This is a genomic window from Pandoraea terrae (genome assembly GCF_902459695.1).
In the GTDB taxonomy this organism is placed as follows: Bacteria; Pseudomonadota; Gammaproteobacteria; order Burkholderiales; family Burkholderiaceae; genus Pandoraea; species Pandoraea terrae.
Window position 1 is genome coordinate 75774 of the sequence record NZ_CABPRZ010000002.1, and the last position, 14096, is coordinate 89869.

Sequence of the window (14096 nt, forward strand, 5' to 3'; positions counted from 1 at the left end):
ATCATCGGTGCCATCAGGGTTTTCTCCACCTTTCCGGAAAGTTGCTTGCGTTTGGCTTGCATGCATTTTATGATCATAAAAAGCGATTTGCAAACACAGCTTGATTGCTGGTTTACCCAGGCATGATGCGGACGGAAATTGCATGGATGGAGAACATTGACGTGGCTATGGCAAAATCAACATCGGAAAAAATATCCCCGCACGCAACGTCGTGCGGGGCGATGCTTTGTGCCGCCCCTACTGTCGAGTTGTCGCCTATTTCACCCTCCATGTCGCTGACACCGCTTCAAATTCGCGTTACCCGAGAAATTCTTGCCCTGGCCAGAAAAGATGACCTGGATCAAGGGGATAGGCTCGCCGAATCCCTACTGGCGGAGCGTATCGGGACGTCAAGAACGCCTGTCAATGTGGCATTGCGACATCTTGCCGACCTGGGGGCTGTCTTCTACGACCACAATCGCGGCTATTTCCTGGCCAAGCCCGCTCGCGAGCTGAGTGACATTGCGACACAGATCTTCGAGGAGCCGGAGGAGCCCCTCTACCTGAAAATCGCCGAGGATCGACTCGCCAAACGCCTGCCCGACGTAGTCTCGGAAGCCGATCTGATGCGCCAGTACGGCGTCGCCCGAAGTGTGTTACGCAAGGTACTCTCCGTTATGCAGGAAGAAGGATGGCTCGAGCGCCAAGTGGGGCAAGGTTGGCAGTTTCTGCCCATGATCGATTCGGTCGAGGCTTACGAAGAAAGTTATGTCTTCCGTACCGCCATTGAGCCTACCGGCATCCTGTCTCCCGACTTCCGCTGTGACCGCGAGGAATTGGAGGAACTGCGGCGCCGGCAACAATTTATCGTCGATGGCGGCTATCTCACGATGACTTCGGTTGAACTGTTCGAGGCGAACAGCGAACTGCACGAAACGATGGCCAAGTGGTCCGGCAATCGGTTTATTGTGCAGTCCGTACGACGTGTGGATCGGTTGCGCCGGCTTGTCGAATACCGCCAAGCCCGAGCTCGGAAGCCCCGCCAAGAGCAAGCCATGGAGCATCTGGCCATTCTGGATGCCATTCGACAGCACGATCTGCTCAAAGCCGCGGGTTTGCTGCGCGATCACTTGGAAGGCGCTCGGCGACGCAAAGTCCACGCGGGCGACGTTTTCAACGTGGAGTTCAGGTCCTAGACACCGCAGGGCGATCCCTCGTCCATTTTTTTTGGCTTTTAGTGCGTTTTGTAATCACAAAAATCTATTCGGGAGGCGCGTCCCGAGCTTGGAGAAGACAATGTCATACCGCCGCGGCTGGATAGCCGTCTTTCTGTTTTCGCTCGCGATGATCAACTACATGGATCGCATCGCGTTATCAATCGCTGCCGCGCCGATCAAAACGGAATTCAACCTCTCGACGGTCAGCATGGGGTATCTGTTCTCCTCGTTCATCTGGAGCTACGCCCTCTTCCTCTTGCCAATGGGGTTGCTGCTGGACCGCTTTGGTACCAAGCGGATTGCTGGACTCGGCATCTTCATTTGGTCGGCAGCGACGGCGCTGACGGGCTTTGCAGGCAGCTTTGCGTCGCTCCTGAGCGCTCGGCTCGTCATGGGCAGTGGCGAATCCTGCAGCAATCCGGTGGGTGCCAAGGTCATCCGCCAATGGATTCCCGCTGGAGAGCGTGGTCTGGTCACGGCCTTGTTCAATAGCGGATCGTACGCCGGTCCGGCCATCTGCTCGGTTCTTCTCGCCTACCTCGTGGCCGCATTCGGCTGGCGCGTATCGTTCGTTATCGCCGGTGGCATCGGTTTTGTCTGGCTGTTCGCATGGCTCACGTTTTTCAACACTCCGGAGAAAGCGCCGTGGCTCAAGGAAGATGAGCGTGGAAAAATCTTGCGTGAGCGTGAAGTCAAGGTCGGCGGTGCGGTAGTCACTCAACCGGCACAAGGGCTTTGGGGGCTGCTGAAGACGCGAACCCTTTGGGGGCTGGCCATCACGCAAGGATGCAACGTCTACACGCAATACCTGTTCCTGACGTGGTTGCCGAGCTATCTGCAGGCCACGCGCCACCTCTCCATTGCCAAAACCGGCCTGTTTGCCGCAGTCCCCTACGCCGTCTCGGTGATCCTTTGCGTGCTCGCCGGCCGCTTTAGCGACATGTACGTCAAGCGTGGAGGCGGTGTGGCCAGCGGTCGTCGCCGTAACGCTGTCGCCCTTGCGATGCTGACTGGCGCAGTGATTCTTGCCGTGCCGTTCACCTCGAATATGACGGTCTTGCTCGTTGTTTTCTCGGTGACGCTCACCGGTATCGCCGCGACAACCTCGCTGAATTTTGCGCTGCTCAACGACCTGCTGCCGAGCGCCAAGGATGTTGGCAAAGCGATGGCGATTGTTGTCGTGGGCGGGAACATCTTCGGAATGGTGGCGCCGATCGCGACCGGTTATGTCATCGCCGAAACCGGCAGTTACGACTGGGCGTTCGGCATCGCCGGAATTCTGCTGGTCGCCGGCGCGGTGATTGTGCTGACGATGACTCGCCACCCGATGGCGCGAGCGATCACCCCACAAGGTAGCGCATCGCACGCTTGAGCGACATGACGGCTCAATGGTTGGCGCAGGAAAGGGCCTCTTCCGAGCGCCAGCTTTCGTGCGAGGCATGACGCTCTGCATCGGCCGCCTTTTGCCTATTGCCGGCACCCGGTGGTGCCGGCCCTCCCCCTCTTGGAGAACATATGACGATCAAGACCCCCTCTGGCGCAACGCTCCTCAAGCCCGGGAATCTGCTGACGCATGAGCGTGGCGGCGGTGCACGCACCACTCCGCTTGTCACCCGTGAAGTTGGCACGGCCAGTTTCATCACGGGTTACACCTCGTTCGACCCGGGCGTCGAAATCCCCTTCCATAGCCACAACTGCCAGGAAAGCGTGGTCCTGATGGAGGGCGACGCCATGCTCGACATCGACGGCTTGGCGTACCAACTCAAGCCGCACGATGTCACGTTCATCCCGCCCAACGTCAATCACCGCTTCCGCAATCTGTCGAAAACGCAGCCGATGAAGATCCTCTGGATTTACGCCACCGTCGACGCTACGCGGACGTTGACCGAGTCCGGAAAGACCAACCCGGTTTCGGCAGAGCACGCCAAACCCTGAATCCCGCGTCGCCGCAGCGGCGACGCTACCCACCATTGAGCGCTCGGATAGTCCGCATTACCAGGAGTTTCACATGTCATACAACGTTCAGGCAGAACGGTTGACCCAGTTCGGGACGGCCATTCTCGAGTCCTTGGGCGTGCCGGCGGCAGACGCGCATCTGCTCGCAGACAGCCTCGTCGTCGCCGAGCTTTGGGGGCACTCGTCCCATGGGATGCTTCGTTTGCCATGGTACGTAAATCGCCTTCGCAGTGGTGTCATGACGCCCATCACCCATCCGGAGGTCGTTGTGGACGGTGGCGCGGTCACGGTTCTGGATGGCCATCACGGCATCGGTCAAGTGCTGACCGCCAGGGCGGTCCAGATCGGTGTCGAGCAAGCGAAGAAGTTCGGCGTCAGTGCCGTCGGCGTTCGTAACTCGAACCATTTCGGCACGGCCGCCTACTTCACGCGAATGGCGGCCGAGGCAGGGTGTGTTGCCCTCCTCGCCACCAATGCCAGCCCGGCCATGGCGCCGTGGGGTGGCCGAGAAAAGACAGTCGGCACCAACCCTTGGTCGATTGCAGCGCCTGCCGGTGAACGGGGAGTCGCCGTCATGGACATCGCCAATACTGCCGTGGCGCGCGGCAAGATCTACCTTGCCGCCGAGCGTGGCGAACCGATCCCGAACAACTGGGCCGCAGACGAGCACGGCGTTCCGACGACACATGCCGGCGAGGCCGTGCACGGCCTGATTCTCCCGATGGCGGGACATAAGGGCTACGTCATTGCTTTCATGATGGACGTGCTCGCCGGTGTTCTGACCGGAAGCAAGTTCGGAACCCAGGTGGCCGGCCCCTACGAAGCCAATCGTGAGTCCGGATGTGGCCACATGCTGATCACGATCGACATCCAATCGATGATGCCCGTCGCCGAGTTTGAGCAGCGCATGCAAGCCCTTGTGGATGAGGTCAAGGCCGTCCATACGGCAGCAGGTATCGAAGAAATCTTCTTCCCCGGTGAGCTGGAGGACCGCAACACGCTTCGTTTGCGTCAGGCCGGCATCACTCTCGCGGATAACACTTGGAGCAGCCTCGTCAAGCTTGGCGAAGAAACGGGCTGTGCGTTGCCGAATTTGACGCGTCAGTAACCCCAATACTGGAGAAATACATGATTGCGCTGATTGTTTCGTTGAACGTGTACGCCGAGAAGCTGGATGACTTCCTCGTGGCCATCAAGGAAAACGCGACCCGAACGTTCCACGACGAAACTGGCTGCAAGTACTTCGATGTCACTCAGGACACGAAGGACCCGCTGCACTTTATTTTCTATGAACTGTACGAGGATGAGGCCGCCATCGAGGCGCACCGCGCAGCACCTCATTTTGCAGTATGGCGCCAAGCCGCTGACCGATGCGTGGTGAGGGGTAGTCAAGTGAACACCCTTTGCCAGCAACGCTTCCATCACGCCTGAAACCACGGACTACGCCGAGGGTGCCTACCCTCGTCCGTCAACGAACCGGCCAAGGAGCCACCCGGCGATGACAAATCAAATTACTACCGTTTGCCCCACGAGCGGCAAGCATCTGAGAACCTACGACGCGTGGAGCGCCGAGCAAATTGAGCTTGCGCTTGCAAAAGGACATTGCGCGGCGCTCACGTGGGGCAAGCAGCCCCTGGAAGTGCGCGTAGCCGCAGTGCGCCGTCTTGCCGATGAACTTCGTAGACATAGCGCCCAGTTGGCGGCACTTGTCACAGCGGAGATGGGGAAGATCTTGCCCGAAGCCGCCGGCGAAATTGAAAAGTCCGCTGTGACGGCAACGTATTACGCCGACAATGCACACAAAATCCTCGCAAACGAGCAAGTGAGCATTGATGGCGTGGACGCTTGGGTGGGTTACGAACCCATCGGCCTGGTGCTCGCGGTGATGCCCTGGAATTTCCCGGTCTGGCAGGTCATGCGCTTTGCTATCCCCGCCATCACCGCCGGCAACGGCGTATTCCTGAAGCACTCGCCGAACGTGACCGGCTGCGCGCTCGCCCTAGAGTCGCTGTTCGTTGCCGCCGGACTGCCGGAGAACCTGGTGACCACCCTGGTCGTGGCCGAGCCGGATGTTCCCGAGGTTATCGAGCGGCTCATCGCAGATGAGCGTATTGCTGGCGTGACGCTGACTGGCTCCAACCGGGCCGGGGCGGCAGTGGGTGCTGCGGCCGGCCGCGCATCCAAGCGCTCGGTTCTTGAACTCGGCGGATCTGATGCGTTCGTCGTGCTCGACGACGCCGATGTCCCGACTGCAGTGGCAGCGGCCGTCAAGGCTCGCTTTAACAACGCTGGGCAGAGTTGCGTTTGCGCAAAACGCTTCATCGTTTCCGAACGTATCGCTACGGCGTTTACAGCGCAGTTCGTCGAAGCCGTGAAGGCTATCAAGGTGGGCGACCCGCTGGATTCGGCAACCAGGATGGGGCCGCTCGCCCGTGCAGACCTGCGCGACGCGCTAGACCGCCAGGTGCAAGCGTCTGTCGACGCGGGTGCAGTCTTGCTTGCCGGTGGCAAGGCCATCAATGGCGAGGGCTACTTCTACGAGCCGACCGTTCTCGGCAATATGGCTCCCGGCATGACAGCTTTTGACCAAGAGACCTTCGGCCCGTTGGCCGCCGTCGCTGTGGCAAAAGACGACGATGACGCGATTCGGCTGGCGAACGCCACGCCGTTTGGTCTGTCCGTCAGCATCTGGTCGTCGTCCACGGAGCGAGCATTAAACGTCGCCAAGGGCGTGGCCACAGGGGCGGCATTCATCAATGCGATGACGGCATCTGACGCACGTATCCCCTTCGGTGGCACCAAGAAGTCGGGGTACGGTCGAGAACTCTCGGCCGTGGGGATGCGAGAGTTCACGAACATTCGTACCTATTGGGTTGCTTCTGGCGCATGACGCCGCTTCACAGAACGCCTGTCGCCCCTATGGGATGGGCGTCCTTGGCGGGCCGCTATCGTCTCGCGTGGAGGGCGCAGCCTTCCTGATTGATCGAAGGTAGAGCGGACCGCATTCAGTTCAAATCAAAAGGAGACATTGCATGCGTCGAGTCATTCACAGTACCGTCGTCGTTTCAGCAGCTTTGTGTGCTTTTCATGGCGCCAATGCGCTCGCGGCAGAAAAAATCACGATTCTCGTTGGCGGCATGAACAAGCTGATCTATCTTCCGCCGAAACTGACCGAGAATCTCGGCTATTTCAAGGACGAGGGCCTTAACGTCGAACTCCAATCGCAGCAGGCCGGCGTGGATGCCGAGAACGAGCTTCTCGCCGGCGCCGCGGAAGCCGTCGTCGGGTTTTATGATCACTCGATCGATCTGCAAGCGAAGGGCAAAGAAGTCGCGAGCATCGTTGTGTTCGGTCTGGTGCCCGGCGCTATGGAAATGGCGCGCTCGGATGTCGCCGGCCAGATCAAGAACATGGGGGACATCAAGGGCAAGACGTTGGGCGTCACCGGCCTCGGTTCATCGTCGTCGTTTCTCGGTCAGTATCTGGCTTCGCGTTATGGGCTCAGGACGACCGACTATTCGATACTGCCGGTCGGTGCGGGTAACAGCTTGATCGCGTCACTGAAGCAGAAGCGCGTTGAAGTCGCCTGGACAACCGAGCCCACGACATCTCTGCTTCGCGCAAGCGGCGATGCCAGGGTACTTGTGGATCTGAGTAGCGTCGACGGCACCAAAGCCGCACTGGGTGGCCTCTATCCTGCCGCCAGCCTGTATGTCCGGCGCGCGTGGATGGAAGCTCACAAAGCTGAAGCGGCAAAGCTCGCGAGAGCCTTCGTCAGAACCCTACAATTTATCCACACGCACACCGCCGAAGATATCGCGGCAAAAATGCCCGTGGATTACTACGGTGGCAACAAGGCGCTGTACGTACAAGCGCTGAAAGCCTCGTTGCCGATGTACTCGCCTGACGGGAAGATGCCTGAAGGCGGTCCTGAAACTGTCTTGAAGGTACTGAGCGGCTTCAACCCCAATATCAAAGGGAAGCATATCGACCTGTCCAGGACGTATACAAATGAGTTCGTGAATCAGGTCAAATAAACCTGTCGACAGGACGGCTCGGCGTAGCGGGTACGGCGAGCCGGATCGCGTGTGCCGGCGGTCATTATATTTCAATATTTATTGAAATATTGAAAATGTGTGGCTATGATTCGACGCATGGACGCAAACATCGCCATCCGTTCGCTCGCCGCGCTCGCCCACGAATCAAGGCTTGCCGTCTTTCGCATGCTCGTTACGGCCGGCCCGGCCGGCATGCCGGCCGGGGAAATCGCGCAAAACTTGAACGTCTCGCCGTCGAGCCTTTCTTTCCACTTGAAAGACCTGTCACACGCTGAGCTCATTTCGTCACGCCAGGAAGGTCGCTACGTCTTCTATTCGGCCAACTTCGATGCCATGAATGGGCTCATCGGGTTCCTGACCGAAAACTGCTGTGCGGGCGAGCCGTGTTTGACCGTTGCCCCCCTCGCGCCTTGCTGTGGAGAATCGTCGTGAAAGGCTGCGCCCCGTCCGCCTCGACCATCTCGTTTCGGAGCCGCTCATGAGCGACAAGACGTACAACGTACTTTTTCTGTGTACCGGCAACACCTCACGCAGCATCATGTCGGAAGCCCTTTTGGCGACGCTGGGTCGCGGCCGCTTCAAGACATTCAGCGCGGGCAGCCAACCCTCCGGCAAGGTGAATCCCTTCGCCATCGAACAGGTCAAGAAGACGGGCTACGACTTGTCAAATCTGCGTAGCAAATCCTGGGACGAGTTCGCCGAAGCAGGCGCACCGCGCATGGATTTCATCATCACGGTTTGCGACCAGGCCGCCGGCGAAGTCTGCCCACTCTGGCCGGGGCATCCGTCGTCGGCCCACTGGGGATTTTATGACCCGGCCGCCGTGGATGGCCCGGATGAAAAGAAGCGTGCAGCCTTCGAGCAAGTCTTCCGGCAGATTCAGTATCGCGTCGAGGCATTCCTTGACGTGCCGCTCCAGGAACTCGATGACGCCGCCATTCGCGCGGCGTTGCGAAGCGTTGGTGACATCGATGTCGCATCAATCGGTGCAGCCTGATACCCAATAACGGCATTCTTTCACCCCCATACCCGTCAGAGGTTCGACATGAGCGACCAGGTCTACAACGTGCTGTTTCTATGCACCGGCAATTCGGCTCGCCGCGTGCTTGCCGAGGTTCAGTTGAATGCGCTTCGAATCGGGAAAGCAAAGCCATGAGGTTGCGTGATGCTGTTGTTGCAGAGTTCTTGGGCTCAGCGCTGCTCCTTGCCACCGTCGTAGGCTCCGGCATCATGGGAGACCGTCTCGCCGGAGGCAACGTGGGCATCGCCCTCCTCGCCAATACGCTGGCGACGGGCGCGGGTCTGGTGGCGCTGATTGCCACTTTCATCAGTATTTCAGGCGCGCATTTCAACCCCCTCGTGACGCTCGCCGAAGTTTGCCTCGGCAAGCTGCGCTGGAAGCACGCAGGCGCATACATAGCAGCGCAAGCCACGGGCGCCGTTGCCGGGGTGGTGGCTGCCCACGGGATGTTCGACCTTCCCCTGTTTGAGGTGTCGCGGCACGTGCGCACCGGTCCATCGCAATGGTGGAGCGAGGTGGTAGCGTCGTTCGGCTTGCTCACGGTCATTCTGAACGTAGCCAAACGGCGCATGGCGTTTGTCCCGGTTGCGGTGGGCGCCTATATCACGGCGGCGTACTGGTTTACCGCTTCGACGTCATTTGCCAACCCTACCGTCACCATCGCACGTTCGTTCACGGACACCTTCGCGGGCATTCGGCCCGTCGATGCACCTGGATTCATCATTAGTGAACTGGTGGGCGGCGCCCTCGCAGTTCTCTTGTTTCGTTGGTTAGAGCGCTCACATACGTCGTCGCAACGCGCGCCTGAGGCGGCCGGAGAACAGCAAACGCGAGATGGCGGTAGACGCCTTCGTGAAGTATCCGTCGACAAAACGAAAAAGACAGGCGTCCGCGGCACGCCAAGGCGCTAGCGTCACCTGTCACCGGCTGCAAGGATTTTTTGTGACTGAATGACGCGCCACTGGCAATCAGGTCGAACGCATTGTTAAAATGTGCGACTTGTGGCAATAAACCTTCTCAGGTGGTGCCAATAATGCGCAAAATCGGCGAGCCAGGGTAAAAAAAGTGGAATTCATGCCGATGACGAGGTTCGCGGGGGCTTTGCTCGTGCGGCCAGCCCTAATACTCATCTCAGCCATAACGGTTGCGTTGATCGTCGCGAGTCTGGTAGCGATCGTGCTGTACGAAATGCGGCAAGATGCTTTTGCGCGAGCGCGGGACACAGTAGAAAACCTTGCCCTCATTCTGGAGCGCGACATTGAGCGCAACATCGAGATTTATGAGCTTTCGATGCAAGCCGTCACGGATGGCGCCAAGGACCCGACCGTACTCCAGTTGCCCCCAAGAATCCGCCAGCGCGTCCTCTTCGACCGGTCAAGCAACGCCCAAGATTTGGGCTCGCTGTTTGTCACAAACGCTGCGGGCGACGTCGTTTTCGATTCTCGCGCGGCGCCAGCCAGAAAGGTCAATCTCAGTGACCTCGAATACTTCAGGGTTCAACAGGGGGGCGATGCCGGGCTGTTTTTCAGCAAACCGTTTCTGCCGCGCATCGACAGGCCGGAACCATCAATCGGTCTGAGCCAACGCTTGGAGGACGCTCGAGGTCGTTTTGCCGGCGTCGTCGTTGGAACGCTTCGGCTGAACTACTTCCGCCGCTTGTTTGATGGCGTGACGGTTGGCGCTCACGGATCGATTACCCTGGTTAGAACAGATGGAACCGTTCTGATGAGGCGGCCTTATCACGAAAAGGAAATCGGCAGCAGTATTGCCGGCGTCCCGTCATTCAAGCCGCTCCTTCAAGCCGACAAGGGCTGCTATATCGGCAAGGCTGCGCTGGACGGCGCTCGGCGCCTGTATGGCTTCCAGCATGTCGGGAAGTACCCGCTGATTGTTGTCGTGGGGCTCGGGGCCGAGGACATCTATGCCGAATGGCAGCGGCGCGCCTGGGTCATTGGCATCGTCGTGGGGGTGCTTGACGCGCTTGGCCTCTTGATGGCCGTTGCGTTTGCAAAGCAATTTCGCATGCGGCTTGAGATGCAAGGGCAGCTACAAACACTTGCCGACACCGATAGCCTCACAGGCCTCGACAGCCGCCGCGTGCTGGACACCGCTCTCGATGTCGAGTGGAGACGCGCGAGAAGGCACAAGCAGAGTCTCGCGGTCCTGATGGTGGACGCTGATAACTTCAAGGACTTCAATGACCACTATGGGCATGTTGCCGGAGACAGTGCGCTAAAAACCATCGCTCAGTGCATTTTTGAGAACATCCGTCGTCCAGGAGACATCGCCGGACGTTACGGTGGCGAGGAGTTCTGTGTACTGCTTCCCGATACCGAACTTGCAGGTGCTATCCATGTAGCAGAGACGATTCGCTTGGCCGTGTTCGCGGCCAACCAGCCGCATGTCGGCAGTTCGAACGGAAAACTGAGCGTGAGTATTGGCGTCGCGACTTTTGATGGGGATGCCGCGTTCGGCGTGACCGCGGAGCTGTTAGTCCATCGCGCCGACCAGCGGCTGTACGAAGCAAAGGCCGCTGGCCGCAATACGGTAATGCCGCAAAAAGTTCGCCCGCAGTGGGCTGCGCCACAAGGCTCGTCTTCCAGACAAGCCGCCGGGCCCATGTCGCCTGCGTCATTGCAGGTCGACGGCCACGCTATCGATTGTCCCGGTGAAACGATAGTTTCGCGGATAGTCGCCGACCGGTGATTTGGTGTCGGTGCCGACGTCGAACGATTCATTTATCGAAAACAAGTTCGGCACCGTTCGTTCGACGCGCGCCTCGCCCACGGATTGGCCGTTGACGAGCAGCTTGCCAGTACCGCCCTTGCCGCGGCCGGGACCGTCGTACCTGAATTCGACACGAACCTCGGCGTCACCGGCCGGCAAGCGGGCCGGGCCGGTCAGCGTGGTGCGTCGGCCTGCGAACACGTAGGTATAGACAGGGACGCCGGCCTGATTCACGTAAAGCGACCAGCCCGAGGTAGCCCCGCCTTGCGCGACCAGCACGCCCTCGGCGCCTGTGGTCGGAATGCGTGCCTTGACCGTGATCGCGTAGGAACGATTCTTGAGATTCGGAGCGTTGGCTTCATCGATGCCGACGGCACCCTGATAGTAGACGAAATGCGTGCGGCCGGCCGTCAGGCTCGGACGTTCCTGCGACTGACTCGTGTCGTTGGTCAGCGACAGGCGCTCGACGAAACGGTCATCGAGAGGCAGAACCTTGTTCTTCCTTGCCTCTTGCCAAAACAGGGTCTGCAGCTCGTGCAATTTTCCAGGATATTGCAGGGCAAGATCGCGCGACTGCGTGAAATCGTCGTCGATGTGATAAAGCTCCCAGCGGGCCGTATCGAGCGTGCTCGGGCCCCAGTTCAACACGTTCCACGGCATGCGCGTTGGCGTGGTTGACGCCATCCAGCCGTCCCGGTACATGGCGCGATTTCCGATCATCTCGAAATATTGAACGCGGCGGCGGCTCGGCGCCTCTGGCGTGTTGAAGCTGTAGACGAGACTGCTGCCGTCCACGGGCTGCTGGACAACGCCATTGACTTGCTTCGGCACAGGAATTTGCGCCGCCTCGAGGATTGTCGGCATCAGGTCGCTGACGTAGGCAAATTGCGAACGCAGGCCGCCTGGTTCGCGGATCCGCTTCGGCCAACTGACGACCATCGGATTGCGCGTGCCGCCAAAGTGCGAAGCGATTTGCTTAACCCACTGGAACGGCGTATCCATGGCCCAAGCCCAGCCGGCCGGGTAGTGCGGCGCAGAGTTCGGCCCGCCGATCTCGTCGAGATGTTTGACGAGCGTCGCCGGGTCTTCGGTGATGCCGTTGAAGCTGTTGATCTCGTGAAAGTGGCCGTGCAGGCCGCCTTCGCCGCTCGCACCGTTGTCGCCGACGACGTAGATGAACAGCGTGTTGTCGAACTGCCCCATTTGCTTCAGGGTCGAAACAAGGCGGCCGACTTGAGCATCGGTATGCGCGAGGAAACCCGCATAGGTCTCCATCAAGCGTGCCGCCACCCTCTTTTCGTCGGGCGACTGGCTGTCCCACGCGGGCAGCTCCTTGGGGCGCGGCGTCAAGACGGCATCGGCAGGCAATACGCCCAGTGCCTTTTGGCGAGCGAAAATCTGTTCGCGGACCTTGTCCCAACCTTGATCGAACTGCCCCTTGAAGCGGTCGATCCACGGTTTGGGCACCTGCAGTGGCGCATGCGTGCCGCCCGGCGCGAAATAGACGAACAACGGCTTGTCCGGCGACACCGACTTCTGTTGCTGCATCCACGCGATGGCATGGTCCGCCAGATCTTCGGTCAAGTGATAGCCGGATTTGTCGGAGCGTTGCACCGGCGTGGTGTTATCGAACAGCGCGGGCTCATACTGGTCGGTTTCCCCGCCGAGAAAACCATAGAACTTCTCGAAACCCTGACCGGTGGGCCAATGATCGAACGGCCCGTTGACCGAGCTTTCCCAAACTGCCGTGTTGTGCCATTTTCCCCAGGCCGAGGTGGCGTAGCCGTGCTGGCGCAGCACCTCGGCGACGGTGGCCGCGCTTTTCGGGATGATGCCGATGTAGCCGTCATAGGGCGTGCTCAACTCGCTCACCACGCCCCAGCCGACGGCATGGGGATTGCGCCCGGTCAGCAGCGCCGCGCGCGTGGGCGAGCACATCGCCGTCGTGTGAAAGCGGTTGTATCGCAGGCCGCCGCGCGCGAGCTGGTCGAGCGTCTGGGTAGGCACCAGGCCGCCAAACGTGCCGGCAGCGCCGAAGCCGACGTCGTCGAGCAGCACGACCACCACGTTGGGCGCGCCCGCGGGCGGCTTGACCCATTGGCGCTTGGGCGGCGTCGAATCCTTGAAAGTACGCCCGGTCACGCCGGCCGTCTTCACTTCGGGAAGCGGCAAGGTCACTCCGCTGGCGTCAGGACCTGCCACGTCACGGGCCGATACCGTTGTGCTTGACGAGGCAAACAATAGACAGGCTGAAAAGCCGGCCGTCAAAAGTGCTGTCTTCATCGAATGTCTCATTGTTGTTTCACGTCCGAACGCTCAAGGGCGAGGTGTCAGGCATCGGCGATTCTCATGCCCGCGTGCAATTGTAGTCATTGACTACAATGGGGATTATTATAAGATGCGCTGGTACGCGTCAAGTCATTTTCAAGGGAGCGAGTTTTGAGTACCTCGGCATCCGTCGCGCCGCCCGAAGCCGTTGCAACCAAGCCGGTGGGCGCGAGAGAAGTGCGTGAAGCCATTCTTGATGCGGCGGTCAGACTGATGACCGAGCGCAATCGCACCGACGTGGCGTTGCGGGAAATCGCGCGCGAAGCGAACGTCAATCATGGCTTGGTCCATCGTCACTTCGGAACACGACACGATGTCCTTATCGCCGTGCTTCGGCGGCAATCGGCGCAAGGTGCGGACTTCCTGCGCGATGCCAAGGACATTCATGCAGCGATCGACGGGCTATGGTCCCACCCTGCCATGGCCCCGAACGCCAAACTGATGGCGAGTGCCTTGCTTGATGGTGTCGAACCGGGGGCGATTGCCGTGGGCCAGTCTTTTCGACGCCTGAATGAATTGCTGGGAAGCGACGACAGCCCCGGAGCCGACAAACGAATTGCAACCACAGTCGCAATCACTTGCATGATTATGGGGTGGGGGATTTTCGGCGATTTCCTCACGGCAGCCGCCGGCGTGACGGAGTCGGACAGGCTACGCGAGGACGTCCTTGCCATTCTTCATGCGATGGGCCGCGACGCCACGGCATAGGTCCCCGTCTGCGAGACTCCCGGGCTTTGCCTCCCTCAATGGTTTGAATCGGCTCAAGCACACTGACAACATCGTCCACCTTCGCCGGTGGATCGGCAATTG

The 14096-nt window shown here is 59.8% G+C and carries 13 protein-coding genes; 12 read left to right on the forward strand and 1 reads right to left on the reverse strand.

Annotated features, from left to right (window positions below):
- Positions 1–146 precede the first annotated feature (146 nt).
- The 11 genes from PTE30175_RS02410 (at position 147) to PTE30175_RS02465 (ending at position 10937) form a co-directional block, all read left to right on the forward strand.
- Complete coding sequence (locus PTE30175_RS02410) at positions 147–1175, forward strand: GntR family transcriptional regulator (protein WP_224788562.1); 1029 nt, start codon at positions 147–149, stop codon at positions 1173–1175.
- Positions 1176–1275: 100 nt separating this feature from the next.
- Positions 1276–2568, forward strand: coding sequence for an MFS transporter (locus PTE30175_RS02415; protein WP_150695466.1), 1293 nt, complete (start codon positions 1276–1278; stop codon positions 2566–2568).
- A gap of 143 nt (positions 2569–2711) precedes the next feature.
- Complete coding sequence (locus PTE30175_RS02420) at positions 2712–3131, forward strand: cupin domain-containing protein (RefSeq protein ID WP_150695467.1); 420 nt, start codon at positions 2712–2714, stop codon at positions 3129–3131.
- Positions 3132–3204: 73 nt separating this feature from the next.
- A complete protein-coding gene (locus PTE30175_RS02425) occupies positions 3205–4260 on the forward strand; it encodes an Ldh family oxidoreductase (protein ID WP_150695468.1) in 1056 nt (351 codons plus the stop codon).
- 20 nt (positions 4261–4280) lie between these two features.
- The gene (locus PTE30175_RS02430; RefSeq protein WP_150695469.1) at positions 4281–4583 is read left to right on the forward strand and encodes a putative quinol monooxygenase; all 303 of its coding nucleotides are present in this window, start codon (positions 4281–4283) and stop codon (positions 4581–4583) included.
- A 67-nt stretch (positions 4584–4650) separates the two neighbouring features.
- A complete protein-coding gene (locus PTE30175_RS02435; RefSeq protein WP_150695470.1) occupies positions 4651–6042 on the forward strand; it encodes an NAD-dependent succinate-semialdehyde dehydrogenase in 1392 nt (463 codons plus the stop codon).
- Between the two features lie 142 nt (positions 6043–6184).
- Positions 6185–7189, forward strand: a complete 1005-nt coding sequence (locus PTE30175_RS02440) for an ABC transporter substrate-binding protein (RefSeq protein ID WP_150695471.1) — start codon at positions 6185–6187, stop codon at positions 7187–7189.
- Positions 7190–7306: 117 nt separating this feature from the next.
- Complete coding sequence (locus PTE30175_RS02445; RefSeq protein ID WP_150695472.1) at positions 7307–7642, forward strand: ArsR/SmtB family transcription factor; 336 nt, start codon at positions 7307–7309, stop codon at positions 7640–7642.
- A 46-nt stretch (positions 7643–7688) separates the two neighbouring features.
- Positions 7689–8207, forward strand: coding sequence for an arsenate reductase ArsC (locus PTE30175_RS02450; RefSeq protein ID WP_150695473.1), 519 nt, complete (start codon positions 7689–7691; stop codon positions 8205–8207).
- Between the two features lie 80 nt (positions 8208–8287).
- Positions 8288–9142 carry an MIP/aquaporin family protein gene (locus PTE30175_RS02460; protein ID WP_420819599.1) on the forward strand — a complete coding sequence of 285 codons (855 nt, stop codon included), beginning with the start codon at positions 8288–8290 and terminating at the stop codon, positions 9140–9142.
- A 163-nt stretch (positions 9143–9305) separates the two neighbouring features.
- Positions 9306–10937, forward strand: coding sequence for a sensor domain-containing diguanylate cyclase (locus PTE30175_RS02465; protein WP_150695725.1), 1632 nt, complete (start codon positions 9306–9308; stop codon positions 10935–10937).
- Here PTE30175_RS02465 and PTE30175_RS02470 read toward each other — a convergent pair.
- Positions 10863–13241 carry an arylsulfatase gene (locus PTE30175_RS02470; RefSeq protein ID WP_191628790.1) on the reverse strand — a complete coding sequence of 793 codons (2379 nt, stop codon included), beginning with the start codon at positions 13239–13241 and terminating at the stop codon, positions 10863–10865. The two genes, PTE30175_RS02465 and PTE30175_RS02470, sit on opposite strands and share 75 nt — an antisense overlap.
- Before the next feature lie 156 nt (positions 13242–13397).
- Between PTE30175_RS02470 and PTE30175_RS02475 the strand changes: the two genes are divergently transcribed.
- Positions 13398–13994, forward strand: a complete 597-nt coding sequence (locus PTE30175_RS02475; RefSeq protein ID WP_150695475.1) for a TetR/AcrR family transcriptional regulator — start codon at positions 13398–13400, stop codon at positions 13992–13994.
- Positions 13995–14096: the final 102 nt, after the last annotated feature.

Bases quoted from the DNA above. Each gene is read 5' to 3' on its own strand.
- PTE30175_RS02410 (WP_224788562.1), top strand. From the start codon at position 147: ATGGAGAACATTGACGTGGCTATGGCAAAATCAACATCGGAAAAAATA.
- PTE30175_RS02415 (WP_150695466.1), top strand. From the start codon at position 1,276: ATGTCATACCGCCGCGGCTGGATAGCCGTCTTTCTGTTTTCGCTCGCG.
- PTE30175_RS02420 (WP_150695467.1), top strand. From the start codon at position 2,712: ATGACGATCAAGACCCCCTCTGGCGCAACGCTCCTCAAGCCCGGGAAT.
- PTE30175_RS02425 (WP_150695468.1), top strand. From the start codon at position 3,205: ATGTCATACAACGTTCAGGCAGAACGGTTGACCCAGTTCGGGACGGCC.
- PTE30175_RS02430 (WP_150695469.1), top strand. From the start codon at position 4,281: ATGATTGCGCTGATTGTTTCGTTGAACGTGTACGCCGAGAAGCTGGAT.
- PTE30175_RS02435 (WP_150695470.1), top strand. From the start codon at position 4,651: ATGACAAATCAAATTACTACCGTTTGCCCCACGAGCGGCAAGCATCTG.
- PTE30175_RS02440 (WP_150695471.1), top strand. From the start codon at position 6,185: ATGCGTCGAGTCATTCACAGTACCGTCGTCGTTTCAGCAGCTTTGTGT.
- PTE30175_RS02445 (WP_150695472.1), top strand. From the start codon at position 7,307: ATGGACGCAAACATCGCCATCCGTTCGCTCGCCGCGCTCGCCCACGAA.
- PTE30175_RS02450 (WP_150695473.1), top strand. From the start codon at position 7,689: ATGAGCGACAAGACGTACAACGTACTTTTTCTGTGTACCGGCAACACC.
- PTE30175_RS02460 (WP_420819599.1), top strand. From the start codon at position 8,288: ATGCACCGGCAATTCGGCTCGCCGCGTGCTTGCCGAGGTTCAGTTGAA.
- PTE30175_RS02465 (WP_150695725.1), top strand. From the start codon at position 9,306: ATGCCGATGACGAGGTTCGCGGGGGCTTTGCTCGTGCGGCCAGCCCTA.
- PTE30175_RS02470 (WP_191628790.1), bottom strand. From the start codon at position 13,241: ATGAAGACAGCACTTTTGACGGCCGGCTTTTCAGCCTGTCTATTGTTT.